Here is a 26890-nt window from a genome sequence, read left to right as displayed (position 1 = left end):
GGTAACTCATGAAGCAATATCTCGAACTGGTCTCGCACGTCATTCAGAACGGCACCAAACAAGCCAACCGCACCGGTATCAACACCATCAGCTTCCCGGGTGCGATGCTGCGTTTCGATCTGCAGGAAGGTTTTCCGGCGATCACCACGCGCAAAATGGCCTTCAAATCGGCCATCGGCGAGATGTGCGGATTTTTGCGTGGCGTGAACAACGCCGCGGAATTCCGTGCGCTGGGCTGCAAGGTCTGGGACCAGAACGCCAACGAAAACGCGCAGTGGCTGGCCAACCCGTTCCGTCAGGGCGACGACGACCTCGGCGAAATCTACGGCGTGCAATGGCGCAAATGGCCGGCGTACAAGCAGATCCCGCTGAGCAACAGCGCCGCCATCGAACAAACCCTGGCCAACGGCTACAAGCAGATCGCTCAAGGCGAAGAAGACGGCCAGGCCTACGTGGTGTTGTACAAAGCCATCGATCAGGTGCGTCAGTGCGTCGACACGATCATCAACGATCCGGGCAGCCGCCGCATCCTGTTCCACGGCTGGAACGTCGCTCAGCTCGATGAAATGGCCCTGCCGCCGTGCCATCTGCTGTACCAGTTCCACCCGAATGTCGAGACCAAGGAAATTTCCCTGACCCTCTACATCCGTTCTAACGATCTGGGTCTGGGCACGCCGTTCAACCTCACCGAAGGCGCCGCGCTGCTGAGCCTGATCGGTCGCCTGACCGGCTACACGCCGCGCTGGTTCACCTATTTCATCGGTGATGCGCACGTCTACGAGAACCATCTGGACATGCTCAACGAACAGCTCAAGCGCGAGCCGTTCGCCATGCCGAAGCTGAAAATTTCGGATCGTGTGCCGGAGTTTGCCAAGACTGGCGTGTATCAGCCGGAATGGCTGGAGCTGGTCGAGCCGAGCGATTTCTCGCTGGAAGGCTATGAGCACCACGCGCCAATGACCGCGCCAATGGCGGTCTAAGCCGTTGCATAAAACCCCTGTGGGAGCGAGCCTGCTCGCGAAGAGGGCGTGTCAGTCATAGAGATGTCGACTGATACACCGCTTTCGCGAGCAGGCTCGCTCCCACATTTGGTTTTGCGTGAGTCTTAATGGCCGTGGCTGCGGCCTACATGGGAGTGTTCCACTTCCGTGGCGACAACCCCGCCACTCACTTCCAGCCGCTGCAAAATCCCGCATTGATCCGCCCCCGGCCCTTCGCCACAACGTTGGCGCAGGTCGAGCAACTGTGTCTGCAACGCCAACAAGCCATCAATCCGCGCCTTCACATGCTGGATATGCTCGTCGATCAGCGTATTCACGCTTTCACACTGATCCTGCGGGCTATCACGCATGGCCAGCAGGCTGCGGATTTCTTCGAGGGTCATGTCGAGGGTGCGGCAGTTGCGGATAAAGGTCAGGCGTTCGGCGTGCGCCTGGGTGTAAACGCGGTAGTTGCCGTCGCTGCGAGCCGGTTCCGGCAGCAGGTTTTCGCGCTCGTAGTAGCGGATGGTTTCCACGGCGCAGTCGGTGAGTTTGGCCAGTTCTCCAATCTTCATGACGACAATCTCCAAAAGGGTGCTTGACCCTATAGTGGCTACAGGGTCTTTACTTGGCAACAGGCACCTTCATGGACGCGACCAATGAGCGATTCCCAGCACACCCACAAGCCCGGCGACGGCCACGATCACAGTCATAAATTGCAGCCTGTGCATAAACATGCCCACGGCGGCGATTCCTGCTGTGGGTCGAAAGTTGCAGCGCCGGCACCGGTTCATGCGCACGAAGATTCCTGCTGCTCGTCGAAAGCCGCCGCGCCTGCGTTGGTACAACTGAGCGAGAAAACCAGCGCGGATGCGCGACTGAGCAGTTTCCGCATCGAGGCGATGGACTGTCCGACCGAGCAGACGCTGATCCAGAACAAGCTCGGCAAACTCGCCGGCGTGCAGCAACTGGAATTCAACCTGATCAACCGCGTACTCGGCGTGACCCATAACCTGCCGGGCACCGAGCCGATCACCGAGGCGATCAAATCCCTCGGCATGCACGCCGAGCCGCTGGAGGCGGGCGTCGAAGCACCGGCCCCGGCGCCAGTGAAAAAGCACTGGTGGCCGCTGGCGCTGTCCGGTGTCGGCGCCCTCGCTGCCGAAGTCATCCACTTCACCAACGCCGCGCCCACCTGGGTGGTGGCGATCATCGCGCTGGTGTCGATCCTCAGCGGTGGCCTGACCACCTATAAAAAGGGCTGGATCGCCCTGAAGAACCGCAACCTCAACATCAACGCGCTAATGAGCATCGCCGTCACCGGTGCCATCCTCATCGGCCAGTGGCCGGAAGCGACGATGGTGATGTTCCTGTTCACCGTCGCCGAGTTGATCGAAGCGCGCTCGCTGGACCGTGCGCGCAACGCGATCAGTGGTCTGATGCAGATGACGCCGGAGCAAGCCACGGTGTTGCAGGCTGACGGTTCGTGGATTGAGCAGAACGTGAAAAGTGTCGAGCTCGGCGCCCGCGTGCGAGTGAAACCCGGCGAGCGCATCGCGCTGGACGGTGAAGTGGTCAGCGGCAGTTCGACCATCGACCAGGCGCCGATCACCGGTGAGAGCCTGCCAGTGGAGAAAACTGTCGGCGACAAAGTTTTCGCCGGCACCATCAACCAGGCCGGTTCGCTGGAATACGCGGTGACCGCAGCGGCGAACAACTCGACTCTTGCGCGGATCATCCACGCCGTCGAGCAGGCCCAAGGCGCGCGTGCGCCGACCCAGCGCTTCGTCGATCAGTTCTCGAAAATCTACACGCCCGTGGTGTTCGTATTTGCCTTGGCCGTGGCGATCATTCCGCCGCTGTTCATGGGCGCTGTGTGGTTTGACTGGATCTACCGTGCGCTGGTGTTGCTGGTGGTCGCGTGCCCATGTGCATTGGTGATTTCGACCCCGGTGACCATTGTCAGCGGCCTTGCGGCAGCTGCGCGCAAAGGCATTCTGGTCAAGGGCGGCGTGTATCTGGAGGGCGGTTTCAAACTGGATTATCTGGCGCTGGATAAAACCGGGACGATCACCCACGGCAAACCGGTGCAGACCGATTACCTGTCGCTCGATCCAATCGCCGATGCCACCGCACCGGCAATTGCCGCTGCCTTGGCCGGTCGCTCCGATCACCCGGTGTCGCTGGCCATCGCCAATGCCGCTGTGGATAAAAACTTCGCCGCGCTGGTTGTGGATAACTTCGAAGCGCTGGGCGGGCGGGGCGTCAAAGGCGACATCAACGGCCAGACCTACCACTTGGGCAACCATCGTCTGGTCGAAGAACTCGGCCTGTGCTCGCCAGCACTGGAAGAAAAACTCTTCGCGCTGGAGAAGCAGGGCAAATCCGTGGTGTTGCTGCTCGACAGCTCCGGCCCGTTGGCACTGTTCGCTGTGGCCGACACCGTCAAGGAAACCAGCCGCGAAGCGATCCGCCAATTGCATGAACTCGGGGTGAAAACCCTGATGCTCACCGGCGACAACGTCCACACCGCCCAAGCGATTGCCGCACAGGTCGGGATCGACGAAGCGCGTGGCGACTTGCTGCCGACCGACAAGCTGCAAGCCATCGAAGAGCTTTATGCACAGGGCCGCCGAGTCGGCATGGTCGGCGACGGCATCAACGACGCGCCGGCACTGGCCCGCGCCGAGATTGGTTTTGCCATGGCCGCGGCCGGTACCGACACCGCGATTGAAACCGCCGATGTCGCCCTGATGGACGACGATCTGCGCAAGATTCCGGCATTCATCAGCCTGTCGCGCAATACCGCAAGCATCCTGAAACAGAACATTGCGTTGGCACTGGTGATCAAGGCTATCTTTCTTGGGGTAACCTTCGCCGGGCTCGCCACCATGTGGATGGCGGTGTTCGCCGACATGGGCGTGAGCCTGTTGGTGGTGTTCAACGGTTTGCGCCTGCTGCGCAAATAGATGAGGAAAGGTTGTGCTGAGTGCCGAGCTGAAAGCGTTTTACATGGTCGCCCGCCTGGGCAGCATCACGCTGGCGGCGAAAAAACTCGGCCTCAGCCAACCGACCGTGACCACGCAGATCCGCAATCTGGAAAGCCAGTATTCGGTGGAGCTGTTCTACCGTGGCGGCCGGCGTCTGAGCGTCAGCGACGAAGGTGCGCGGTTGCTGCCGATGGTCAAGACGCTGTTGCAGCAGGAGGCCGACATCGAGTTTTTTCTGCGCAACAGCGGTCAGGTGCAGGGTACTTTGCGCATTGCCGCGACGGCGCCGTATTACATCCTCGATCTGGTGAAGACCTTTCGCGAGCGCTTGCCGCAGGTGGAAGTGTCGGTGGAAATCGGTAACTCGCAGCAGGTGCTCGAAGCGCTGGAGGATTACCGAGTGGACGTCGCCGCTTCGTCACAGTTGCTCGACGATGCGCGATTGATTCGCCGGGTGCTCGGCACTGATCCACTGGTACTGGCGGTGCATCGCAACCATCCGCTGGCGGCCCATGATCATGTGACATTGAGCGCACTGGCCGGGCATACCTTGTTGATGCGCGAAACCGGGTCAACGACGCGGCGGCTGACTGAAGAGTTGCTGGCCAGCGCCGGGGTGAGTTTCGGTCCGTTGCTGGAGATTGGCAGCCGTGAGTCGATCCGTGAGGCGGTGTTGCGCAATATCGGCATCAGCATCATTGCCCGGCAGGAAGTGCCGCATGACCCGCAGTTGCGCGTGTTGACGATCGAGAATGCGCCGCAGATTCCTGAATATCTGTATTGCCTGAAGGAGAGGAAGGGCGCGCGGTTGCCGGCGGCGTTTCTTGGGTTGGCGCAGGAAATGTCCCCCGCGTAATGATCGTTCCCACGCTCCGCGTGGGAATGCAGCCCGGGACGCTCTGCGTCCCAACAGCCGAACGCGGAGCGTCCGATGAGGCATTCCCACGCAGAGCGTGGGAACGATCTCTGGTGAACCAAAATCCCCGAATACCACTATCACCAGTTTTTGCCTCACTGCCACATGACGGACGCATTACAACTCTAGGATTGGCCCCATCTGCTTGATGAGGTCTGTCCATGAATCCTGCCATCGCAACTGCCCTGACCAACCCCGGTGCGCCGATGAAAGTGCGCGGCGTACAGAAACGCTTCGGCGCGTTCACTGCGCTGGATAACGTCTCCCTCGACGTCGCCGCCGGTGAACTGGTGTGCCTGCTCGGCCCGTCGGGCTGCGGCAAGACCACGTTGCTGCGCTGCATCGCCGGTCTGGAGAAGCAGGACAGTGGCGAGCTGTACCTCGGCGACCGCGACGTTTCGCACCTTGCCCCACAAGCCCGCGACTACGGGATTCTGTTCCAGTCCTACGCGCTGTTCCCCAATCTGACCGTCGAAGCGAACATTGCCTACGGCCTCGCTGGCAGCGGTCGTGATGAAGTACGCCGTCGCGTCGGGCAGATGCTCGAACTGGTCGGCCTCACTGGCAGCGAGAAAAAATTCCCCGGCCAATTGTCCGGCGGCCAGCAACAGCGCGTTGCTCTTGCTCGGGCCTTGGCACCAGCACCATCGCTGTTGTTGCTCGATGAACCGATGTCCGCCCTCGACGCCCGCGTCCGCGAGCATCTGTGCACCGAACTGCGCCAGCTGCAACGCAACCTCGGCATCACCACGCTGATGGTCACGCACAATCAGGACGAAGCCATGCTGATGGCCGACCGCATCGCCGTGATGAACAACGGCCGCGTCGAGCAGTACGCCACGCCGCAGGAAATCTACAACCGCCCGGCCACACCGTTCGTGGCCGAGTTCGTTGGTCAGGGCAACTGGCTGCCGTTTCAGCGCAGCAGCGACACTCACGCGCAGGTCGGCGGAATGAACCTGCGCCTCAGCGACGGCAGCATCCAGCGCGCCTCGGGCCGGTTGTTCTGCCGCCCGGAAGCGATCAACGTCAATCCGCCGGTGCACGAAGAAAACCTGTTCCCGGCCAAAGTCCGCGAGATCACCTTCCTCGGCAACCGCTGCCGCATGAGCTTCGAACTCGATCAGTTGCCGGGCCACGCACTGCTCGCCGAACTCGCGCCGGAAGCCATGCCGCGTCTCGGCGCCCAGCAGATCATGGTCGCCTTGCCGCCGCGCAGCCTGCAGGTGTTTGCCTGATGAACAGCAACCTCGCGCTGCCGCTACCGCACAAGCAGGTGCGACAGTCTTCGAAAGCCGAGATTGGCGACCGCATTTTTGTCGTCGGCGGCAAGCTTCTCTTGCTGCTGTTGCTTGGCGTCGCGGTGTTGCTGCCGTTGCTGGCGATCTTCTGGCGCGGCTTCAGCAGTGAAGCCGGGCAGGGCGGTGGCTGGCTCGCGGCCAAGGAGCTGGTGAGCAGCGAGAATTTCCACTGGCTGCTCGGCAACAGCCTGAAGGTTTCCCTCAGCGTCGCGGCCATCGTCGTACCGCTGGCCTACCTGTTTGCCTACGCGCTGCAACGCACAATGATTCCGGCGAAGGGCATCTGGCGCGGAATTTCCCTGCTGCCGTTGATGGCGCCGTCGATGCTGCCAGGCATTGCACTGGTCTATCTGTTCGGCAACCAGGGCATGTTGCGCGGCCTGCTCTCGGACAACATCTACGGGTTCTGGGGAATTGTGCTGGGTGAGGTGATTTACACCTTCCCGCATGCATTGATGATTTTGCTCTCGGCGCTGTCGCTGGCCGATGCGCGTCTGTTTGATGCTGCGTCGAGCATGGGCGCCAGTCCCGCCAAGGCTTTCCGCAGCATCACCTGGCCGGCCACTCGCCAAGCGGTGTTTGCCGCGTTCTGTCTGGTGTTCACCCTGACCATCACCGATTTCGGTGTGCCGGTGGTGGTCGGTGGCGACTATCAAGTGCTGGCGCTGGAAGCCTACAAAGCCGTGGTCGGCCAACAGCAATTCGGTCGCGGCGCGTTGATCGGCATGGTGCTGTTGCTGCCGGCGCTGTTCAGCTTCGGCGTCGATGCGTGGTTGCGTCGGCGACACGGCGATTCCATGAGCGGGCGTGCACAGGTGTTCAAACCGGCACCGTCGAAACTGCGCGATGGCTGCTATCTGGCGATTGTTGTGCTGATCAGCGCCGCGTTGATTCTGGTGTTCGGCATGGCGGTGTTTTCCTCGCTGGTGAAGTTCTGGCCGTACAACCTGTCGCTGTCGCTCAACCACTATCAGTTCAACGAAACCGCCGGCGGTGGCTGGCTGGCCTACAGCAACAGTCTGAAGATGGCGTTGGGCACGGCGCTGATCGGCAGTGTGCTGATCTTTACCGGCGCTTACCTGATGGAGAAAACCCGCAGCCAACGCGGACTCAACCTGGCCCTGCGCATGCTCAGTTTCGTGCCGATGGCGGTGCCGGGGCTGGTGCTCGGTCTGGGTTACGTCTTCTTCTTCAACCTCACGGGTAATCCGCTGCATGTGCTCTACGGGACGATGACGCTGCTGATCGTCTGCACGATTGCGCACTACCTGACCACCGCACAAATGACCGCGACCACCGCGCTGCGCCAACTCGATGCCGAGTTCGAAGCCGCCGCGCTGTCGCTCAAAGCGCCGCTGTACCGCCACTACCTGCGTGTCACTGTGCCGATCTGCCTGCCGGCGCTGCTCGACATCGTGCGCTACCTGTTCGTCTCGGCGATGACCACGGTTTCTGCTGCGATCTTCCTCTACAGCCCCGACACCATCCTTGCGGCGGTCGCGGTGCTGAACATGGATGACGCCGGCAACGTCGGCGGCGCGGCGGCGATGTCGACCCTGATTCTGTTCACCTCGGCGGGCGTGTCCTTGCTGCTGGCGTGGGCTTCGCGCGGCTTGCTGCGCCGTTCTCAAGCCTGGCGGCAAACCGCGCCCGGTCACTGATTCCAACCCCGTTCAACTCATTACAGGAAAACGATCATGTTCAAGCCTATGGCCCTGGCCGCTGCTGTGCTCGCTACTTTCAGCCTGAATGCCTTCGCGGCAAAAACCGAGTTGACGGTGTACACCGCCCTCGAGGCCGAGCAATTGAAGTCCTACAAAGAAGCCTTCGAAAAGGCCAACCCGGACGTCGAGATCAAGTGGGTGCGTGATTCCACCGGGATCATCACCGCCAAGCTGCTCGCCGAGAAGGCCCGTCCGCAGGCTGATGCGGTGTGGGGCCTCGCGGCTTCCAGTCTGGCGATCCTCGATCAGCAAGGCATGTTGCAGAGCTACGCGCCAAAGGACCTCGGCAAGATCGGCGCGAACTACCGCGACGCCGCGAACCCGCCAGCGTGGGTCGGCATGGACGTCTGGGCCGCGACCATTTGCTTCAACACCGTCGAGGCCGAGAAGCAGGGCCTGAGCAAGCCCGTGAGCTGGCAGGACCTGACCAAACCTGAGTACAAGGGCAAGATCGTCATGCCCAACCCGGCGTCGTCCGGCACCGGTTTCCTCGACGTCAGCGCCTGGCTGCAAACCTTCGGCGAGAAGCAGGGCTGGGCCTATATGGACGGTCTGCACCAGAACATCGGCCAGTACGTTCACTCCGGTTCCAAGCCTTGCAAACTGGCAGCGGCGGGCGAATTCCCGATTGGTATTTCCTTTGAATACCCGGCAGTACAGCTCAAGCGTCAGGGCGCGCCGCTGGACATCATTCTGCCGAAGGAAGGTCTGGGTTGGGAGATCGAAGCGACGGCGGTGATCAAAGGTACGCCGCATGAAGAGGCAGCCAAGAAACTGGCTGACTTCTCAGCGAGTGCTGAGGCGATGGATCTGTACAAGGAGAACTTCGCTGTCCTCGCGCAGCCAGGGATCGCCAAGCCGCAGACCGAATTGCCGGCGGATTATGAGCAACGCCTGATCAAGAACGACTTTGCCTGGGCCTCGAAGAACCGCGACGAGATCCTCACCGAGTGGCGCAAGCGTTATGACGGCAAGTCCGAGAAAGTGGTTGCCAAGTAAATCTTCGTAGTGCCGATCGTTCCCACGCTCCGCGTGGGAATGAATCCCGTGACGCTCCGCGTCACTATGGACGCAGAGCGTCCTTGGCTGCATTCCCACGCAGAGCGTGGGAACGATCATTGAGGTAGCTTCATGACACAACAACAAGACTTGCTGATCGTCGGCGCCGGCATTCTGGGCCTGTCCCACGCCTACGCCGCCGCCAAACGCGGTCTCAAGGTCGCCGTCTTCGAACGCACTGCCACCCCCCTCGGCGCTTCGGTGCGCAACTTCGGCCAGGCGCTGGTCACTGGCCAGCCTCCGGGCACCATGCTCGAACTGGCCAAGGCCAGCCGCGAGATCTGGGGTGACTGGGCGCAGCTCGCCGGTTTGCAAATCAAGCGCAACGGTTCCTATCTGTTCGCCCGCACTGAAGCCGAAGAACATCTGCTCGAAGCCTTCTGCAACGGTCGCGCCGTGGAACACGGTTACAACATCCAGTTGCTGCGCGGCGCTGCCTTGCGCGATCTGTATCACGGTCAGTTCAGCCACCACCGCGCCGCGTTGCACGGCATGGACGATCAACAGCTGTATTCGCGCGAAGCGATTCCGGCACTGATCGATTATCTGCGCCGCGACCTTGGTGTGGCGTTTCATTTCTCCACGCTGGTGCGCGACGTCGAACCGGTGCGTCTGCACAGCACCGTCGGCAGCTTTACGGCGAAGCAGATTATCGTCTGCTCCGGCCACGACTATCAGACCCTGCTGGCCGAGCCGATCGCCGCACTCGACCCGCAAATCTGCCGCCTGCAAATGCTCCGCGCCAAACCGCAGACCGAACTGAATCTGCAACACGCCTTGCTCACCGGCCTCAGTTGCGTGCATTACGGCGCCTTCGCCGATCTGCCGGAAGCGGCGGCGGTGCAGGCGCAAATCCTCCGTGAGCAACCGCACCTGCACGACAACGGCATCCACCTGCTGATCAGCCCGACGCCTTACGGCGAACTGATCATCGGCGACTCGCACCATTACGGCAGCGACCCTTCACCGTTCAACGCCGAGCAGGTGGATGACTGGATGCTCGAACTGGCCGAGCAGACGCTGGGCTGCAAGGTGCAAGTGGTCGAGCGCTGGCAGGGCGTCTATGGTTCCCGGGGGCCGGGGCCGTTCTCGTTCCTGCGCCCGGCAGCGGGGCTAAGTGTGGCGCTGATGCACACCGGCGTCGGCATGAGCGTCGGCCCGGCGTTGGCTGAGCAGAACATTGCGCAGTTGCTGGAGGAAATTTGATGACGGGTCACGAGCAAACCGTCGCCAAGGTATTCGCGCTATATGAGCGTTTTGGCACCAGCGATTACATCGGCGAGCCGGTGTCGCAGATCGAGCACATGTCCCAGGCCGCTGAGCTGGCGATGGCCGAAGGCTTCGATGATGAAGTAGTGCTGGCGGCGTTCTTCCACGACATCGGCCATTTGTGTGCCGAGGGCGCGGAGAACATGGGCGGCTTTGGCGTGGTCAGCCATGAACGGCTGGGTGCGGATTATTTGCGTGAGGCCGGGTTCAGCGAGCGCATGGCGCGGCTGGTGGAATATCACGTGCAGGCCAAGCGGTATCTGACGTTGCGTGAGCCGGGGTATTACGAACGCTTGAGTGAGGCGAGTCGGCGGACGCTGGAATATCAGGGCGGGGTGATGACCGAGGCTGAAGCGGATGCGTTTGCGCGGGATCCGTTGTGTGCGGTCAGTCTGCGGATGCGCCAGTGGGATGAGCTGGCCAAGGAGATGGCGGTGCCGGTGATGGATCTTGGGGTTTTGAAGCGTAAGGCTGCGAGATTGTTGTCTACTGTGTGATTGTCGCCCTCACCCCAGCCCTCTCCCGGAGGGAGAGGGAGCCGATTTTCATGCCTTTCAAACCTGAGTTCGACTGGATATCTCAGGTCGACGTATGACGGAAGAACGACACGGTCAGCTCCCTCTCCCTCTGGGAGAGGGCTGGGGTGAGGGTCGGCGTCTACAGCTCAAGCACCTTCCCCACCAACGCCTCAATCTGCTCCTGCCGTTCCGCTTGATTCAACTTCGCCTGCGGATTCAACGACGACCACTGCGGATGCGCCCGCGCCTTGCTCAATGCCTCCGGCAACTTGCCCTCTCGCCAGGTCTTGTCCTGCGGTGTCGCCACCTGAACCGCATCCATCGCCGCATGCCCACGCTGATCCAGCGCCAATACCAACTGCCGCTGGCGCAACGCCAACAGCCGCAACACCCCGTCATCCACCGTCAGCTCGCGCTGGCCTTTGATCTTGCCGAGCAAGCGGCTGCCATAACTGCGCGCCGTCTGCAGCGCACCACCGGCAATTGCCCCCGCTAACGCTGCCGCGCCAAGGGTAATCCCGCCGACCAGCAAATCCACACCAGCCCCCGCCGCCGCACCGGCAGCAATGCCGCCACCCACGCGCACGCCGAGTTGCTTCAAGGTTTCCGGATTGAACAAGTCATCGCCCCAGCGCCCATCCAGCAGCGGCAAATCACTCGCCGCCGCATCTTGCGGGCGGAACGCATACAGCTTGAGCAACGCCTCAACACACTTCTGCTCACGCTGGCGCACAGCTTTGCGCAGTTCACTGATCGCCTGCTGTTCCTGCTCAGCGTCGCTGACCACACTGCGCCGGCACGCGGCGCAGTCGATCAACAATTCAGCAATCAAGCGCGCCGCACTTTGCTGGCGCGCGAGGCGCTGAGCCTGTTGATCGGCAATCAATCGCTCCAGTTGCGGCCGGGCATTTTCCAGCAATAACGCGAGGCTTTCATAGAGCCGCCGTTCACCATCCTCGGGCGGCGCCACGCTGTCGAAACGCACCAGTGCATGCAATCCAAGCCGCGCCAACGCTTCACGCCAATCCGGCTCACGATGGTTGGCGCTGCTGACGAAATTCAGCACCGGCAGCAGCGGTTTGCCGCAACTGGCGAGCACCTCCAGTTCATCGCGGTACTTGGCCAACACCGGTTCGCGCGCATCGATCACATATAAACCGGCGTCGGAGGCGAGCAGTTGCCGCAGCACTTTCGCCTCCTGCTCAAAGCGCTGGCGCGCCTCGCTGCCTTCTAGAAACCGCACCAGTCTTGCCGGACCATCGAGGCGTTCGCCGGGGCGTTCGAGGCGCTCGAGAAAATCCAGCAGGGCGATGGCGTCTTCCAGCCCCGGGGTGTCGTAGAGATCGAGCAACGGCTCGCCGTCCACTGACAATCGCGCGCCCTCGACATGTCGTGTAGTACTCGGGCGATGGGAGACTTCGCCGAAGCCGACATCGCGGGTCAGCGTGCGTAGCAGCGAGGTTTTGCCGACGTTGGTGTGGCCGACCACCGCGAGTTTCAGTGGCGCTTTCCAGGCATCAGTCATGGCCACTCTCCAGCCAGTTCAACGGTGCGCAATCGGCAAACTGCAGATCCAGCTGTTGCAGCGCGGTGTGCCAGTCGCCGAGGCGCTCGGCATCCAGTGCTTCGCCCGGTGGCGCTTGCAGCAGCCACACGCGAGTCTCGCCCGCGCTACGCGCCAGTTCAGCGATCAAGGCGAGGCTGCCGCGATCCGGCGAGCGCCGTGGGTCGCAGGCAATCGCCAGACGTGCCGGCGGGAAGCGGCTGAGTTGTTCGAGGAGTTTATGGCGCGATTCGCGACTGTCGAGGATGCCGGCGTTGCTGACATTCTTTGGCAGCGCGGGTGGCCATGGGCGTTGTTCATCGAGTTCGATGGCGACCAATAAGGCACCTTCGCTGGCGAGTCCGCCGACGCTGCTTTCGACGCGGTGCAGTTGCGCAGGCTCCGGATCGTTGACGCCGAGGCGTTCGCTGGTCGGCATCAGACGTTCACGCAACTGCGCGTAGCCGGGCAGGTTCAGCTCCAGACGCAAGCGATCCCGACCACGCTTCCAGCGCCAACGGCAGAACAGCATCAGCAGCAGACGGGGTAGCACGCCATAGATCAGCACCGCGCCGACCAGCCATATCGCCCACATCTGGCGAACCAGGACGCGGTTGTAATCGGTGTCCAGCGTCACGCGAATCATGTCCACGCTCGGCGCACTCCAGCCCAGCGCATGGGGAATCACCGTCAACGCATCAGTCAGTGCCGCGAAGAAGTCTGCGCCCAGCAGCGTGCTTTCCCAGATGAAGTCATATTGCCGAGTGGCCATCATCAATATCAGCATGCTTAGCGCGCTGAACATGATCAGCAGCCACAGGCCATTGACCAGCGTGCCAATCGCCCAGCGATTGAGTTTGTGGCGTTGCAGCAAGACCAGTAATGCGGGGGGTAATTGCGCGGCCTTGGCGTCCCGGGCAAATTTTTCGCTGAGCCACAGCCACAGGCGGCCGAGCGCTGCTCCGTGTTCGCCAGCGAAAAGCAGGCCCAGCGCCCAGCTCAGCAGGAGGATCAGATTGACCCCGAGCAAGGTGCCCAGCGCCCAGAAAATATTGACCGCTCGTGTGCCGTCGCCGAGCGCAGAAAATGCCATGCCTGCGCCAGTGACGCAGGCCAGTAGCGCCATCAGCACCAGCGCCAGACGCGCGCCTTGCAGCCAGTGTTTGAGGGCAGCCGTCAGCCCGTCACGCTCGGCCAGCCATAAAGCCCGGCGCTGAATGCGGCTCGGCAGATCGCCGCCGGCCGTGCGCGCCAGTCGGTTGGCTTCCAGATCTTCCAAGGGGCCTGCGTGTTCTTCGCGCAGGCGCACGGTCTCGGTCAGCCAGAGGTTTTGCAGTGGAGTCAGTTCAGTCACGCGGCGTCCCGTCGCTTAAATGAGCGCTGAGCATAACCGCTGTGGCGCTTATCGGGGTAAGCACGGCTCTGGTATCCTCGCCGGCATGACTAAATCACTCCCTCTCAGCCTGATCGCAGCCCTCGGTGAAAACCGCGTGATCGGCGTCGACAACAGCATGCCCTGGCACCTGCCGGGGGACTTCAAATACTTCAAGGCCACCACCTTGGGCAAGCCGATCATCATGGGTCGCAAGACCTGGGATTCGCTCGGCCGGCCATTGCCGGGGCGCTTGAACATCGTGGTCAGCCGTCAGGCCAATCTGGTGCTCGAAGGTGCGGAAGTTTATCCGTCGCTGGAAGCTGCTGTGGTTCGCGCCGAGGAATGGGCGAAGGAGCAGGGCGTCGATGAGCTGATGCTGATTGGCGGCGCGCAGTTGTACGCGCAAGGGCTGGCGCAGGCGGATCGTCTGTATCTGACTCGCGTGGCGTTGAGCCCTGAAGGGGATGCGTGGTTTCCAGAGTTTGATTTGGAGCAGTGGAAACTGGTCTCGAATGTGCCGAATCCGGCTGAGGGCGACAAACCTGCGTACAGCTTTGAGGTTTGGGAGAAAGCCTAAGAGCTTCGTCGGAACGCCGCCCGGAGCAAGCTCGCTCCCACAGGGGAAACGCATTCCTATGTGGGAGCGAGCCTGCTCGCGAAGAGGCCAGATCAGGCAAAGATGAGCTTAAGCCTGAGCCAGCTCCGCATGCTCATCCGCATCCAGCAATTCTTTATCAGTCTGCTGCATCACCTGACTGGTAATCGCCCCAGCGGTAATCGAGCCACTCACGTTCAACGCCGTGCGGCCCATGTCGATCAGCGGCTCAACCGAAATCAGCAACGCCACCAGTGACACCGGCAAGCCCATCGCCGGCAGCACGATCAGCGCCGCGAACGTCGCGCCGCCACCCACACCGGCAACACCCGCCGAACTCAAGGTCACAATCGCCACCAGCGTCGCGATCCACAGTGGATCCAGCGGGTTGATGCCAACGGTCGGCGCAACCATCACCGCCAACATCGCCGGGTACAGACCCGCGCAACCGTTCTGGCCGATGGTCGCACCGAACGAAGCAGCAAAACTCGCCACCGATTGTGGAATGCCCAGACGACGGGTCTGCGCTTCAATGCTCAGCGGAATGCTCGCGGCGCTGGAACGGCTGGTGAACGCGAACGTCAGCACCGGCCAGATCTTGCGGAAGAAGCGCAGCGGGTTGATACCCGCCGCCGAAACCAGCAAACCGTGCACGACGAACATCAGGCCCAGACCGAGGTACGACACCACCACAAAACTGCCGAGTTTGATGATGTCTTGCAGGTTGGAACCGGCGACCACTTTGGTCATCAGCGCCAGCACGCCGTATGGGGTCAGTTTCATCACCAGACGCACCAGGCGCATCACCCAGGCTTGCAGGGTGTCGATGGCGTTGATCACTTTCTGACCTTTCTCGACGTCATCCTTGAGCAGTTGCAGCGCTGCGACCCCGAGGAACGCGGCGAAAATCACCACGCTGATGATCGAGGTTGGCTTGGCCCGCGCCAGATCGGCAAACGGGTTTTGCGGGATGAACGACAGCAGCAGTTGCGGCACATTCAGATCGGCGACCTTGCCGGCGTAGTCGGTCTGAATGGTTTGCAGACGGGCCATTTCCTGGGTGCCGGCGACCAGACCTTCAGCGGTGAGGCCGAACAGGTTGGTCAGGCCGATGCCGATCAGCGCCGCGATCGCAGTGGTGAACAGCAGGGTGCCGATGGTCAGGAAGCTGATCTTGCCCAGCGACGAAGCATTGTGCAGGCGTGCCACGGCGCTGAGGATCGAGGCGAACACCAACGGGATGACGATCATTTGCAGCAACTGCACGTAGCCGTTGCCGACCAGATCGAACCAGCCGATCGACGCTTTCAGCACCGGGTTGCCGGCACCGTAAACGGTGTGCAGAGCTACGCCGAACGCCACGCCGAGCACCAGTGCGAGCAGGACTTTTTTCGCCAGGCTCCACGTGGTGTGGCGGGTTTGCGCCAGACCGAAGAGCAGGGCGAGGAACACCAGCAGGTTGAGAATCAACGGTAGATTCATGAGATCTCCAGGAAAGACTGTGCCAACAGCCTTCCGGGGCTGCTGCGAACCGGCAAGCCTAACAGCTTGATTTGCAATGATTTAATACCGAAATCTTAGGGCGTCCGTCGTTTTTGGAATAAGCCCGTGTCGCTCTCGGCAATGCATCTGGCGCAAACAGGGACGAGGGCGGTCGCTGACAGACGAGGACTGTCACACATATTTGTTAGCGTCGATCTCTTTGAATCAGGGAGAAGAGGCTTATGAAGTTCGCACCGAAATTTCTGGCTGTCGCACTGGCTGTGGGCATGGGCCTGGCCACTCAGGCGTTCGCCACCGACCTGAAACACTGGCCGGCCGATCAGGCCAAGGCGCTGGACGCGATGATCGCCGCCAACGCCAACAAGGGTAACTACGCGGTGTTCGACATGGACAACACCAGTTACCGCTACGACCTCGAAGAATCCTTGTTGCCGTTCATGGAAAACAAGGGCCTGATCACCCGCGACAAGCTTGATCCTTCCCTGAAACTGATGCCGTTCAAGGACACCGCCGACCACAAGGAAAGCCTGTTCAGTTACTACTACCGCCTCTGCGAAGTCGACGACATGGTCTGCTACCCGTGGGTGGCGCAGGTGTTCTCCGGTTTCACCCTCAAGGAACTCAAAGGCTACGTCGATGAGCTGATGGCTTCGGGCAAGCCGGTGCCAGCGACTTACTACGAAGGCGATGTGGTCAAGAAACTCGACGTCAATCCGCCGAAGATCTTCACCGGCCAGCAAGAGCTGTACAACAAGCTGATGGAGAACGGCATTGAGGTCTACGTGATGACCGCCGCCTCTGAAGAACTGGTGCGCATGGTCGCGGCGGATCCGAAGTACGGCTACAACGTCAAACCGCAAAACGTCATCGGCGTGACCACCCTGCTGAAGAACCGCGAGACCAACGAACTGACCACGGCACGCAAGCAGATTACCGCCGGCAAATATGACGAGAAGGCCAACCTTGGGCTCGAACTGACGCCGTATCTGTGGACGCCGGCGACGTGGATGGCCGGCAAGCACGCAGCGATTCTGACCTACATCGATGAATGGAAAAAACCGGTATTGGTCGGTGGCGATACCCCGACCAGCGACGGTTACATGCTGTTCCACGATGTCGATGTGGCCAAGGGCGGGATTCACTTGTGGGTCAACCGCAAGGACAAGTACATGACGCAGTTGAACGGCATGATGGCCAAGCACGCGGCGGCGCAGGCCAAGGAAGGTTTGCCGGTGACAGCGGACAAGAACTGGGTGATCGTCAAACCGGAGGAGATTCAGTAAGCCACACCGATCCAATGTGGGAGCGAGCCTGCTCGCGAAAGCGTAGTGTCAGTCACCTTCTTCGTTTCTGACATACCGCATTCGCGAGCAGGCTCGCACACAGTTTGATCTGCAGTGACTTTGGGATTTCGGCCAGACAAAAAAATGCCCCGCACTTGGCGGGGCATTTTCTTTTCGACAGCTGAGGCTTACAGCCCGTCGAGCATCGCTTTGTTACGCACAGCACCCTTGTCGGCACTGGTCGCCAGCAGGGCGTAGGCCTTGAGGGCGGTGGTCACTTTGCGTGGACGCACCTCGACCGGTTTCCAGCCTTTCTTGTCCTGCTCGGCGCGGCGTGCCGCCAGTTCTTCGTCGCTGACCAACAGGTTGATCGAGCGGTTCGGAATGTCGATCAGCACCTTGTCGCCGTCCTGCACCAGACCGATAGCGCCGCCGGCTGCTGCTTCTGGCGAAGCGTGGCCGATGGACAGACCCGACGTGCCGCCGGAGAAACGGCCGTCGGTGAGCAGCGCACAGGCTTTGCCCAGACCTTTGGATTTCAGGTACGACGTCGGGTAGAGCATTTCCTGCATGCCCGGGCCGCCTTTCGGGCCTTCGTAGCGAATGATGACGATGTCGCCTTCCTTCACTTCGTCAGCGAGGATGCCGCGTACGGCGCTGTCCTGGCTTTCAAAGATCTTCGCGTTGCCTTCGAAGACGTGGATCGACTCGTCAACACCGGCGGTTTTCACCACGCAGCCATCGAGCGCGATGTTGCCGTACAGCACGGCCAAACCACCTTCTTGCGAATAGGCGTGTTCGAAACTGCGGATGCAGCCGTTTTCACGGTCGTCATCGAGGGTTTCCCAACGGGTCGACTGGCTGAACGCCGTCTGCGTCGGAATGCCGGCAGGACCAGCCTTGAAGAAGTGGTGCACCGCTTCATCGTCGGTCTGGGTGATGTCCCACTTGGCGATGGCTTCTTCCATGCTGCGGCTGTGCACAGTCGGCAGGTCGGTGTGCAGCAGACCACCACGGGCCAGCGAACCGAGGATGCTGAAGATACCGCCAGCGCGGTGCACGTCTTCCATGTGGTACTTCTGGATGTTCGGCGCCACTTTGCACAGTTGCGGGACGCTGCGCGAGAGACGATCGATGTCGCGCAGGTCGAAATCGATCTCGGCTTCCTGAGCGGCAGCGAGCAAGTGCAGGATGGTATTGGTCGAACCGCCCATGGCGATGTCGAGCATCATCGCGTTCTCGAACGCCTTGAAGTTGGCGATGTTGCGCGGCAATACCGACTCATCGTTCTCGCCGTAGTAGCGTTTGCACAGCTCGACGATGGTGCGGCCGGCCTGCAGGAACAGTTGTTCGCGGTCGCTGTGGGTGGCGAGGGTCGAACCATTGCCGGGCAATGCCAGACCCAGTGCTTCGGTCAGGCAGTTCATCGAGTTGGCGGTGAACATGCCGGAGCACGAACCGCAGGTCGGACAGGCGCTGCGCTCGTACTCAGCGACTTTCTCGTCAGAAGCGCTGGCGTCGGCGGCGATCACCATGGCATCGACAAGGTCGAGGCCGTGGGAAGCGAGTTTGGTCTTGCCGGCTTCCATCGGGCCGCCGGAAACGAAAATCACCGGAATGTTCAGGCGCAGGGCAGCCATCAGCATGCCCGGGGTGATCTTGTCGCAGTTGGAGATGCAGACGATGGCGTCGGCGCAGTGGGCGTTGACCATGTACTCGACGGAGTCGGCGATGATTTCGCGACTCGGCAGCGAATACAGCATGCCGTCGTGGCCCATGGCGATGCCGTCATCCACGGCGATGGTGTTGAATTCCTTGGCCACGCCACCGGCGCGTTCGATTTCACGGGCGACCAGTTGACCGAGGTCCTTCAGGTGCACGTGGCCCGGTACGAACTGGGTAAACGAGTTGGCAATGGCGATGATCGGCTTTTTGAAGTCGTCATCTTTCATCCCCGTGGCGCGCCACAGTGCGCGGGCACCGGCCATGTTGCGGCCGTGGGTGGATGTTTTCGAGCGGTAATCTGGCATGGAGCACTCCGGGCGGCTAATCACTTACTAATCAGGTGCAAAAGGGGAGTGAGCTTCTATTGACGTCTGGAACACTCAGAAATGGCCGTGTGTCCGTGAAGTTGCCGATGACGTTGCGGGATCGCCGCTGGTCTCAGCCTGAGCTCATAAACCCGCCGGGGGATGAATGGCGATGAATCAGCCGATTCTACACCGCTGGCGTCTGGAGGGAATGGCGCAAAGCGTTGTTCCAGTGCCGACGGCGTGTATGGGATGACGACCGGCGGGTTTAATCACCGCCGGTCTGCGCCATGACGTTGCCTTCAAGGTTTTTCGCGCGACGGCTGAGCCGGTTGTTGAGCACCAGCGCGATCGCGCTCAGCAGCACAAAGCTGTAGCCCAGCGTCAATTGCAGATTGGCCGGACTGAGGCTGATCAATGCGCTGATCAGGCCGCCACAAATAAAGATAATCGTACTGCCCGCCGAGGCCGATGTGCCGGCGTTCTCAGGAAACAGGCCCATGGCCCGAGAGGTGGCGGCAGGGCGGGCAATGGTGGTGCCGGCGGTGCAGATCAGCATCGGGATCAACACCGTGGCCGGCGCCAACACATGATTGGCTGCCAGGTACAGCATTGCCAGTCCCGAAAGCAGTATCAGGCTCAGCCCGGTGAAGATTTGCTGAACCGGCGTGATGCGTCGATTGAGTACCGCGGCGATGATCCCGCCGACAACATACGCCGCACCGTAAACCAGCAGGATCAGCGAAAAGTCGTAAGGCGCGAGTTGCAGTTGGTCCATGAAAATCAGCGGCGAAATCACGATGAACGAGAAGTGGCAGGCGAAGGCGAACGCTGAAATCAGCCAGTAGCCGACAAACTCGAAGTCCCCCAACACGCGTCGGTAGGATTGAATGAAGCCGGTCGGCGAACCACCTGAGGCCGGTCGGCTGCTCGGTAAAAACAGCCAGGCCTTGATCAGCACCGTGGCGGACAGTGCGCAAAAGATCCAGAAGCTGCCGCGCCAACCAAGTGTCGCCTGGAGAAAAGTCCCGGCCAGCGGCGATACCGAAATGAATATCCCGGTCGCCGTGACCATCAGGATCCGTAACCGGTCGCGCTCTTCACCTTCGAACAGATCCTGCACCAGTGCCTGCGACAGCACGAAACATCCACAGCCCAAGGCCTGCATCACCCGAAATATCAGGAATAGCGTGTAATCGGAGGTCAGCACGCAACCGAACGCACCCAGCATCGATACGCTCATGCCGGCGAGTAACAGGCCCTTGCGCCCGATCACGTCCGAGAGGGGGCCGATCAAAAGCTGGGCAAACGCGATCCCCACGGCGAACAGGCTGATGGACAGTGCGATGTCTGCCGGTGAACGGAGAAAGTGCGTCGCCATTGCCGGAAAGGAGGGCAGCAGCACGTCCAGTGGAAACACACCCAGCAGCACCATGGCCAGCAACAGGCTGACAGCGGCGCGGCGCTGCCTGGTGGTTGCCACGGATTGTCCTTTATCCATCGATCAGTCCTGCCTTGGCGAAAAGTTTCTGGTTATGGGGAAGTGCGAAAAAACCGGCCTTGCGTAGTGCGTCCAGCGTTGCGATGGCGCCTGATCGTGCACGGGCCCGGTTGGCTTGCACCGTTGCCATGCCGCCGACGATTTGTTTCACGTCACTGTCGGCGATGCCTGCCCCTCGCAGGCTCTGTTGCAGCCAGCGTTCGTCGGCCTCGAAAAAAATCCCGATGATCTCCAGCAGTGTCCGGCTCACAAACGCACGCTGGCGGCTGTTCATCGACAGCCAGAAATAATGGAACACCTCGCTGAAGTAGCGGCTGTGGCGGGCTTCGTCAGTCAGGTGGTCGCGCAGCATGTCGTTGACGCTGGACACCAGGCTGTCGCGGCAGACGTCCAGCAGCTCGCGGGCAATGATGGTTTCCGAGACGAAACCGAGCAGAAACCATGCCAGTGGCCGGTTGTTTTCCGGGGTGCGGGCGATCAGTGCGTTGAGGCGGCTGATGCGCTTCGGAATCGTCGGACGTCCGGTGAACCCGTAAAACGCGGCGATCTGTTCGGCGAGACGATTGGAGAACAGCGCGTGATAACCCTCGTCGGTATAGAGCTGCAGCGCGGCGTGCTTCATCGGCAGAGGCACGTAAAGGGGCAGTTCCCGGTGCACGATGACTTCTACTGCACGATTGACGATGCGGTGTTCAAGCAAGGTGGTGTAATCGAGAAAATGCACCAGATGGTTGGCTGCCAGTCGATGCTGTACGTCGCGCCCCGCCGCCTGGATGGCCGGATGTGCCAGATAAGGCAGAAATGCCGGCGGGAACCAGTGGCGGGTTTGCAGTTGCAGCGGCACATCGTCGGGCAATTGATAGTCATGGGTACTGCTGCGCACCGAGGCCCGGCTTTCCCAGTCTCCCAAGGTGAATTTGAGCGCCCAGGACACCGGCGCTTGATCAGGGTCGGCCATCGACAGGGTCATGCCTGTCCCTCGCGCAACAGCTCGCGCATTTCGTGGCACATCACTTGCCCGTCGCTTTGTCCACAGCCAACAAAGAACAGCGGTTGTTCAGCGCTGCCCTCGAGATTGAGCAGTGCTTCGACCTGCTGGTCGGCAAATGCGCCGGTCAGCCAGGTGTTGAGGCCCAGTGCCGTGGCGACCAGTTGAAAGGTTTGCGACAAGTGGCCCGCTTCAACGAAGGCCATGCGATAGGCCCGCGAGTGTTCGTACTTCCACCAGAGCCGGTCAAAACGGGCGGTGATGAACAACCCCAGCGGCAGGTTGTTGATGAAGTGCTGACCGCCGAGCAATTGGCCCAGCGCTGGTTGAGGCAGCGGATTGATCCGGCTCAGGGTGTGGTCGGCCGGATGATAGGCATAGATGCCCGGTTCCAGGCCATCGACGTTCTGCACCAGGAGGAAGCCTTCGCAAGCGTTCAGGCCCCCCGCGGAAGGACTGCTTCGCCGTGCGCTTAGTCCTTGGGCGATGCTGTCGTCGCGATCATTGTCTCGTTCATGGAGATAACCGAGGGAAAGGTAAAGCAGGGTGCCGACGTCCTTCAGCGTTATCGCTGCACCTGTGTAGGAGCGGCAGGTTTTGCGCTGGAGCAGAACATTTCCCAGACGGTCGTTATTCAAAGCGCCCGGCGCAGGCAGGGCGATACGCTGCTCGGGTGCTGGCGTCGGGCGGTCTGCTGCAGGCTGTGGGGTGGCCAGTACTTCGTTGCAGTGCGCCAGATATTGCCTGGACCACTCGTGAATATTCTGTGGGGTATGTTCGCAGGGAATATTTTGTGTGCCGATGTGATAAATCTTCGACAGCTCATCCCAGCCCCATGGCGGATTGTCTATTTTTGAAACGGTAAGAATATCTGCGCTCAATAGTTGTGTGTCTATTATGTTGTGCGCGTCGAACAGTTGAGGGTTGTTTATTAGTTGCGCAAGGCGAGTTGCATAGTTCAGGTCAAGTTCGTGTTGTGTATGGTTTTTATAATTCCACACAACTTGTCCGGTCTGGCGCGGCAATATAAACAAGTAAGGATTGATGTGCATGTTGATCGTTTCACTCTGGAAGAAGTCAAAAGGACGCCGGGTTGCCGGCACTCCCCAGCGTCCTGACTTACTTAGCGGGCTTTAGGGGCAACCAGAAAAGCCAGGTTTGCGATTTTTTTACTTTCCAGAGAAATACTTTTCATGATGTGAACTCCTTGTTCATTGATAGTTGAAGTCACCTCGTGGTGACAACTTCATAATAGTTTGTAATGGATTATTGGCAAGGGGATATTGGGTAGGAAATTTCCAGTAATTTTGTCGGAGCAATCTTTAGCTGGAAATAAACTTGTAGGGCAAGTTTCAGTAATTAAAAGACGTAAGGAAATGTCCTGCATGTCTGCGGGAATATAATTGTAGGAAGTCCAGGAAGATAGCGAAGGGAAGGGCGATGCCAGAAACCAAAACGGGGAGCCTGCTGGCTCCCCGTTATCCGCAAAAAATCAGCTGTTGGGCAGCAGGCGGCAGGTGATGCTCTTGATGTAGCGTGTTTCGGCGATAGCAGGGTGCACCGGGTGATCCGGACCCTGGCCACCACGCTCGAGCAACTGGATGTTGCGATCCAGGTGACGGGCGCTGGTCAGCAGGATGTTCTGCAGGTCATCTTCCGGCAGGTGCATCGAGCACGACGCGCTGACCAGGATGCCGTCCTTGTTGAGCAGGCGCATGGCTTGCTCGTTCAGGCGACGGTAGGCGCCTTCGCCGTTTTTCATGTCTTTCTTGCGTTTGATGAACGCTGGCGGGTCGGCCACGATCACGTCGAAGCGCTCTTCGCTGGCTTTCAGCTCTTTCAAGGCCTCGAAGACGTCGCCTTCGATGCAGGTCATCTTGTCGGCGAAACCGTTCAGCGCAGCGTTGCGCTCAACACCGTCGAGGGCGAAAGCCGAGGCGTCGACGCAGAACACTTCGCTGGCGCCGAACGCAGCAGCCTGCACGCCCCAGCCACCGATGTAGCTATAGAGGTCGAGGACGCGTTTGCCTTTGGCGTAAGGGGCCAGGCGTGCACGGTTCATGCGGTGGTCGTAGAACCAGCCGGTTTTCTGCCCCTGAATGACCGGGGCTTCGAATTTCACACCGTTCTCTTCCAGCGCCACCCACTCCGGCACCAGGCCGAACACGGTTTCGACGTAGCGGTTGAGGCCTTCGGCATCACGGGCTGCGGAGTCGTTCTTGAACAGGATGCCGCTTGGCTTGAGCACTTGGGTCAGGGCCGCGATCACGTCATCTTTGTGCGCTTCCATGGTCGCCGAGGCGATCTGCACCACAAGAATGTCACCGAAACGGTCAACGACCAGGCCTGGCAACAGGTCGGAGTCACCGTAGACCAGACGGTAGAACGGTTTGTCGAACAGGCGCTCGCGCAGTGACAGGGCCACGTTCAGACGGTGCACCAGCAGCGACTTGTCCAGCGCAACTTTAATATCGCGCGACAGCAGGCGGGCGCAGATCAGGTTGTTCGGGCTCATCGCCACGATGCCCAAAGGCTTGCCGCCAGCGGCTTCGAGGATGGCCTGGTCGCCGGCATTGAAGCCGTGAAGCGGGGTGGCGGCTACATCGATTTCGTTGCTGTAGACCCACAGGTGACCGGCGCGCAGGCGACGGTCGGCGTTGGCTTTGAGGCGCAAGCTAGGCAGGGACATGACGTCGCTCCGGAAAAAAGAGCGGGAGTATAGCGTGTTGCGACTTGTGCCGGGTTTGATGAGCGATGAAACGCTGATGGCCTCTTCGCGAGCAGGCCCGCTCCCACAGGGACCTTGTGTCGATCCAGAATCTACTGTGTGAGCGAGCTTGCTCGCGAGACGGCCTCGAATACTACGCCGACAGCGCGGTGATCAGCTCCTTGCTGAACGCCGGAATATCATCCGGCTGACGGCTGCTGATCAGGTGACCATCCTTGACCACTTCTTTATCGACCCAGTTGGCCCCGGCATTCACCAGGTCATCCTTGAGTGTCTTGTAACTGGTCATGGTCTTGCCGTTGACCAGCCCGGCGGAAATCAGCAGCCATCCGCCATGGCAGATCACCGCAATCGGTTTGCCGGCAGAGGCGCCGGTCTTGACCAGGTGCTGGGCATCCTGATCGATGCGGATGGTGTCGGAGTTCTGCACGCCGCCCGGCAGGACGATCGCGTCGTACTGCTCGCTGCTGGCGCTCTGGAAAGTCTGGTCGACCTCGAAGTCGTCCGCTGGTTTATCGTGGTTCCAGCCTTTGACCTTGCCGGCCTCGGCGGAGAGGATGTCGACTTGCGCGCCCGCTTGCTCCAGTGCCTGCTTGGGACCGGTCAGTTCGACCTGCTCGAAACCGTCTGTTACCAAAATGGCGACGCGTTTGCCGTTGAGGGAAGTGGCCATCGATAAGCTCCTGAGTCTGTGGGAGTTTGCCGCCGCAATGGGCCGGTGTGACCCGTTGGGCATTACAGATTCCGAAGCCTGGACGTGAATGAAAGTTCCTGACAATTGCCCACTGGTGTGTCGTCGTGCGGTTTTTAGAGGTTAGAATCGCCGCCTGTCCCAGAGTGTGTACTTATGTCCCAAGAGCTGACCACCGAACAGATTCAACAATCGCTGCAAGGCATCAGCGTGCCTGCGCAACCGCAGATCATGGTGGATCTGCAAATGGAGCAGTACATGCCCGACCCGGACCTGGAGGTGATCGCCAAGCTGATCGCCCAGGATCCCGGGCTGTCCGGCTCGTTGCTGAAGATCGTCAACTCGCCGTATTACGGCTTGAGCAACAAAATCACCTCGATTCAGCGCGCGGTGAACCTGCTGGGTAGCCGCTCGATCATCAACCTGATCAACGCGCAGTCGATCAAGGGCGAGATGAACGACGACACCATCGTCACCCTTAACCGCTTCTGGGACACCGCCCAGGATGTGGCGATGACCTGCCTGACGCTGGCCAAGCGTATCGGCACTCAGGCCGGTGACGAGGCATACGCCTTGGGCCTGTTCCACGATTGTGGCGTGCCGTTGATGCTGCAACGGTTTCCCAATTACATGACGGTGCTGGAAAAGGCTTACGCCAATGCCAGCGCCGAATGTCGGGTGGTCGACACCGAGAACAGCGAGTTCAACACCAACCACGCGGTGGTCGGCTACTACACCGCCAAGTCGTGGCGCCTGCCGGAGCATGTCAGTGCGGCGATCGCCAATCACCACAACGCCCTGGCGATCTTCAGCGATGAATCGTCGCGCAACAGTCAGCTGAAAAACCTCCTGGCGATCCTGAAGATGGCCGAGCATATTTGTGCGTCATACCGTGTGCTGGGCAACCAGACCGAAGATTCCGAATGGAACGCCGTCGGCCCGCTGGTACTCGACTATGTAGGACTGTCGGATTACGACTTCGAAACTCTCAAACAAACAATCCGCGACCTCGGCGCGCATTGATCCGAGAACGCCATGCCTGAACTGCCAGAAGTCGAAACCACCCGTCGCGGGATTGCCCCGCACCTGGAAGGCCAGCGCGTCAGTCGGGTGATCGTGCGTGACCGGCGGTTGCGCTGGCCGATCCCCGAAGACCTCGATGTGCGCCTGTCGGGGCAGCGCATCGTGCTGGTCGAGCGTCGCGCCAAGTATCTGCTGATCAACGCCGAAGTCGGCACGCTGATCAGCCACTTGGGCATGTCGGGTAATTTGCGTCTGGTTGAAGCCGGATTGCCGGCGCTTAAGCACGAACACGTCGATATCGAGCTGGAGTCAGGGCTGGCGCTGCGCTACACCGATCCGCGCCGGTTCGGCGCGATGTTGTGGAGCAACGACCCGCTCAATCATGAACTGCTGATTCGCTTGGGGCCTGAGCCACTGACCGATCTGTTCGACGGCGAGCGCTTGTTTCAGCTATCACGCGGGCGGTCGATGGCGGTCAAGCCGTTCATCATGGACAACGCAGTGGTGGTCGGGGTCGGCAATATTTACGCGACCGAAGCGCTGTTCGCCGCCGGGATTGACCCGCGCCGCGAGGCCGGGGGCATTTCCCGGGGGCGCTATCTGAAGCTGGCGATAGAGATCAAACGCATTCTGGCCGCTGCCATCGAGCGCGGAGGTACGACGCTGCGCGATTTCATTGGCGGCGACGGTCAGCCGGGGTATTTCCAGCAGGAACTGTTTGTCTATGGCCGTGGCGGTGAACACTGCAAGGTCTGCGGTACCGGTTTGCGTGAAGTGAAGCTCGGCCAGCGTGCCAGTGTGTTCTGCCCGCGCTGCCAGACCTGAGACAACAGGCTGAAAAAGTCTTACGGTCTATAGTGAGTGGTCTCACTG

22 protein-coding genes are annotated in these 26890 nt (G+C 60.6%); 12 read left to right on the top strand and 10 right to left on the bottom strand.

The window, feature by feature from the left end:
- The first annotated feature begins 8 nt into the window (after positions 1–8).
- Positions 9–980: a thymidylate synthase gene (locus AB4O01_RS18655; RefSeq protein WP_102901367.1), complete on the top strand. Its 972-nt coding sequence runs from the start codon at positions 9–11 to the stop codon at positions 978–980.
- 125 nt (positions 981–1105) lie between these two features.
- Here the strand turns inward: AB4O01_RS18655 and cadR are convergent, their stop codons facing one another.
- A complete protein-coding gene (cadR, locus tag AB4O01_RS18650) occupies positions 1106–1555 on the bottom strand; it encodes a Cd(II)/Pb(II)-responsive transcriptional regulator (RefSeq protein ID WP_008088440.1) in 450 nt (149 codons plus the stop codon).
- Positions 1556–1639: 84 nt separating this feature from the next.
- On the opposite strand from cadR, the gene AB4O01_RS18645 reads away from it, so the two are divergent.
- The 7 genes from AB4O01_RS18645 (at position 1640) to AB4O01_RS18615 (ending at position 10736) form a co-directional block, all read left to right on the top strand.
- Positions 1640–3949, top strand: coding sequence for a heavy metal translocating P-type ATPase (locus AB4O01_RS18645; RefSeq protein WP_460089184.1), 2310 nt, complete (start codon positions 1640–1642; stop codon positions 3947–3949).
- Between the two features lie 13 nt (positions 3950–3962).
- The gene (locus tag AB4O01_RS18640) at positions 3963–4826 is read left to right on the top strand and encodes a LysR family transcriptional regulator (RefSeq protein ID WP_093429801.1); all 864 of its coding nucleotides are present in this window, start codon (positions 3963–3965) and stop codon (positions 4824–4826) included.
- 221 nt (positions 4827–5047) lie between these two features.
- Positions 5048–6124 carry a putative 2-aminoethylphosphonate ABC transporter ATP-binding protein gene (locus AB4O01_RS18635; RefSeq protein WP_093429802.1) on the top strand — a complete coding sequence of 359 codons (1077 nt, stop codon included), beginning with the start codon at positions 5048–5050 and terminating at the stop codon, positions 6122–6124.
- Positions 6124–7848, top strand: a complete 1725-nt coding sequence (locus AB4O01_RS18630; RefSeq protein WP_460089182.1) for a putative 2-aminoethylphosphonate ABC transporter permease subunit — start codon at positions 6124–6126, stop codon at positions 7846–7848. Before AB4O01_RS18635 ends, AB4O01_RS18630 begins: the two co-directional genes overlap by 1 nt.
- Positions 7849–7884: 36 nt before the next feature.
- Complete coding sequence (locus AB4O01_RS18625; protein ID WP_093429804.1) at positions 7885–8910, top strand: putative 2-aminoethylphosphonate ABC transporter substrate-binding protein; 1026 nt, start codon at positions 7885–7887, stop codon at positions 8908–8910.
- A 132-nt stretch (positions 8911–9042) separates the two neighbouring features.
- A complete protein-coding gene (locus tag AB4O01_RS18620; protein WP_460089180.1) occupies positions 9043–10176 on the top strand; it encodes a TIGR03364 family FAD-dependent oxidoreductase in 1134 nt (377 codons plus the stop codon).
- On the top strand, positions 10176–10736 hold the full coding sequence (locus AB4O01_RS18615) for a phosphonate degradation HD-domain oxygenase (RefSeq protein WP_460089179.1): 561 nt from the start codon (positions 10176–10178) through the stop codon (positions 10734–10736). Before AB4O01_RS18620 ends, AB4O01_RS18615 begins: the two co-directional genes overlap by 1 nt.
- Positions 10737–10896: 160 nt before the next feature.
- On the opposite strand, the gene AB4O01_RS18610 is transcribed toward AB4O01_RS18615, so the two are convergent.
- Complete coding sequence (locus AB4O01_RS18610; RefSeq protein ID WP_460089177.1) at positions 10897–12282, bottom strand: GTPase/DUF3482 domain-containing protein; 1386 nt, start codon at positions 12280–12282, stop codon at positions 10897–10899.
- Positions 12275–13654 carry a DUF2868 domain-containing protein gene (locus tag AB4O01_RS18605; RefSeq protein ID WP_460089175.1) on the bottom strand — a complete coding sequence of 460 codons (1380 nt, stop codon included), beginning with the start codon at positions 13652–13654 and terminating at the stop codon, positions 12275–12277. Before AB4O01_RS18605 ends, AB4O01_RS18610 begins: the two co-directional genes overlap by 8 nt.
- A gap of 85 nt (positions 13655–13739) precedes the next feature.
- Between AB4O01_RS18605 and AB4O01_RS18600 the strand changes: the two genes are divergently transcribed.
- On the top strand, positions 13740–14252 hold the full coding sequence (locus AB4O01_RS18600) for a dihydrofolate reductase (RefSeq protein WP_099759369.1): 513 nt from the start codon (positions 13740–13742) through the stop codon (positions 14250–14252).
- A 108-nt stretch (positions 14253–14360) separates the two neighbouring features.
- Here the strand turns inward: AB4O01_RS18600 and AB4O01_RS18595 are convergent, their stop codons facing one another.
- Positions 14361–15752: an L-cystine transporter gene (locus tag AB4O01_RS18595; RefSeq protein ID WP_095049438.1), complete on the bottom strand. Its 1392-nt coding sequence runs from the start codon at positions 15750–15752 to the stop codon at positions 14361–14363.
- A 242-nt stretch (positions 15753–15994) separates the two neighbouring features.
- On the opposite strand from AB4O01_RS18595, the gene AB4O01_RS18590 reads away from it, so the two are divergent.
- Positions 15995–17056, top strand: coding sequence for an HAD family hydrolase (locus AB4O01_RS18590; RefSeq protein ID WP_099757434.1), 1062 nt, complete (start codon positions 15995–15997; stop codon positions 17054–17056).
- A gap of 188 nt (positions 17057–17244) precedes the next feature.
- Here the strand turns inward: AB4O01_RS18590 and ilvD are convergent, their stop codons facing one another.
- The 6 genes from ilvD to AB4O01_RS18560 all read right to left on the bottom strand — a co-directional run bounded on the left by ilvD (position 17245) and on the right by AB4O01_RS18560 (position 24976).
- Positions 17245–19086, bottom strand: coding sequence for a dihydroxy-acid dehydratase (ilvD, locus tag AB4O01_RS18585; RefSeq protein ID WP_099757433.1), 1842 nt, complete (start codon positions 19084–19086; stop codon positions 17245–17247).
- A gap of 268 nt (positions 19087–19354) precedes the next feature.
- Positions 19355–20587 carry a multidrug effflux MFS transporter gene (locus AB4O01_RS18580; RefSeq protein ID WP_099757432.1) on the bottom strand — a complete coding sequence of 411 codons (1233 nt, stop codon included), beginning with the start codon at positions 20585–20587 and terminating at the stop codon, positions 19355–19357.
- On the bottom strand, positions 20580–21557 hold the full coding sequence (locus AB4O01_RS18575) for a diiron oxygenase (RefSeq protein ID WP_460089173.1): 978 nt from the start codon (positions 21555–21557) through the stop codon (positions 20580–20582). Before AB4O01_RS18575 ends, AB4O01_RS18580 begins: the two co-directional genes overlap by 8 nt.
- Positions 21554–22627, bottom strand: a complete 1074-nt coding sequence (locus tag AB4O01_RS18570) for a SagB family peptide dehydrogenase (RefSeq protein ID WP_257358654.1) — start codon at positions 22625–22627, stop codon at positions 21554–21556. The genes AB4O01_RS18575 and AB4O01_RS18570 overlap by 4 nt, the downstream gene beginning before the upstream one ends.
- Before the next feature lie 440 nt (positions 22628–23067).
- Positions 23068–24264 (bottom strand): class I SAM-dependent rRNA methyltransferase, encoded by a 1197-nt coding sequence (locus AB4O01_RS18565; RefSeq protein ID WP_093429813.1) that lies wholly within the window; start codon positions 24262–24264, stop codon positions 23068–23070.
- A gap of 172 nt (positions 24265–24436) precedes the next feature.
- A complete protein-coding gene (locus AB4O01_RS18560; RefSeq protein WP_093429814.1) occupies positions 24437–24976 on the bottom strand; it encodes a type 1 glutamine amidotransferase domain-containing protein in 540 nt (179 codons plus the stop codon).
- 228 nt (positions 24977–25204) lie between these two features.
- Here AB4O01_RS18560 and AB4O01_RS18555 point away from each other — a divergent pair, with 228 nt between their 5' ends.
- The gene (locus AB4O01_RS18555) at positions 25205–26017 is read left to right on the top strand and encodes an HDOD domain-containing protein (protein ID WP_175559546.1); all 813 of its coding nucleotides are present in this window, start codon (positions 25205–25207) and stop codon (positions 26015–26017) included.
- Positions 26018–26029: 12 nt separating this feature from the next.
- Positions 26030–26842 carry a bifunctional DNA-formamidopyrimidine glycosylase/DNA-(apurinic or apyrimidinic site) lyase gene (mutM, locus tag AB4O01_RS18550; RefSeq protein ID WP_095125836.1) on the top strand — a complete coding sequence of 271 codons (813 nt, stop codon included), beginning with the start codon at positions 26030–26032 and terminating at the stop codon, positions 26840–26842.
- Positions 26843–26890: the final 48 nt, after the last annotated feature.

Source organism: Pseudomonas sp. S2_E02 (assembly GCF_054668355.1).
Note: the sequence above shows the minus strand (reverse complement) of the source record. Positions and strands in the feature narration are given on the sequence as shown.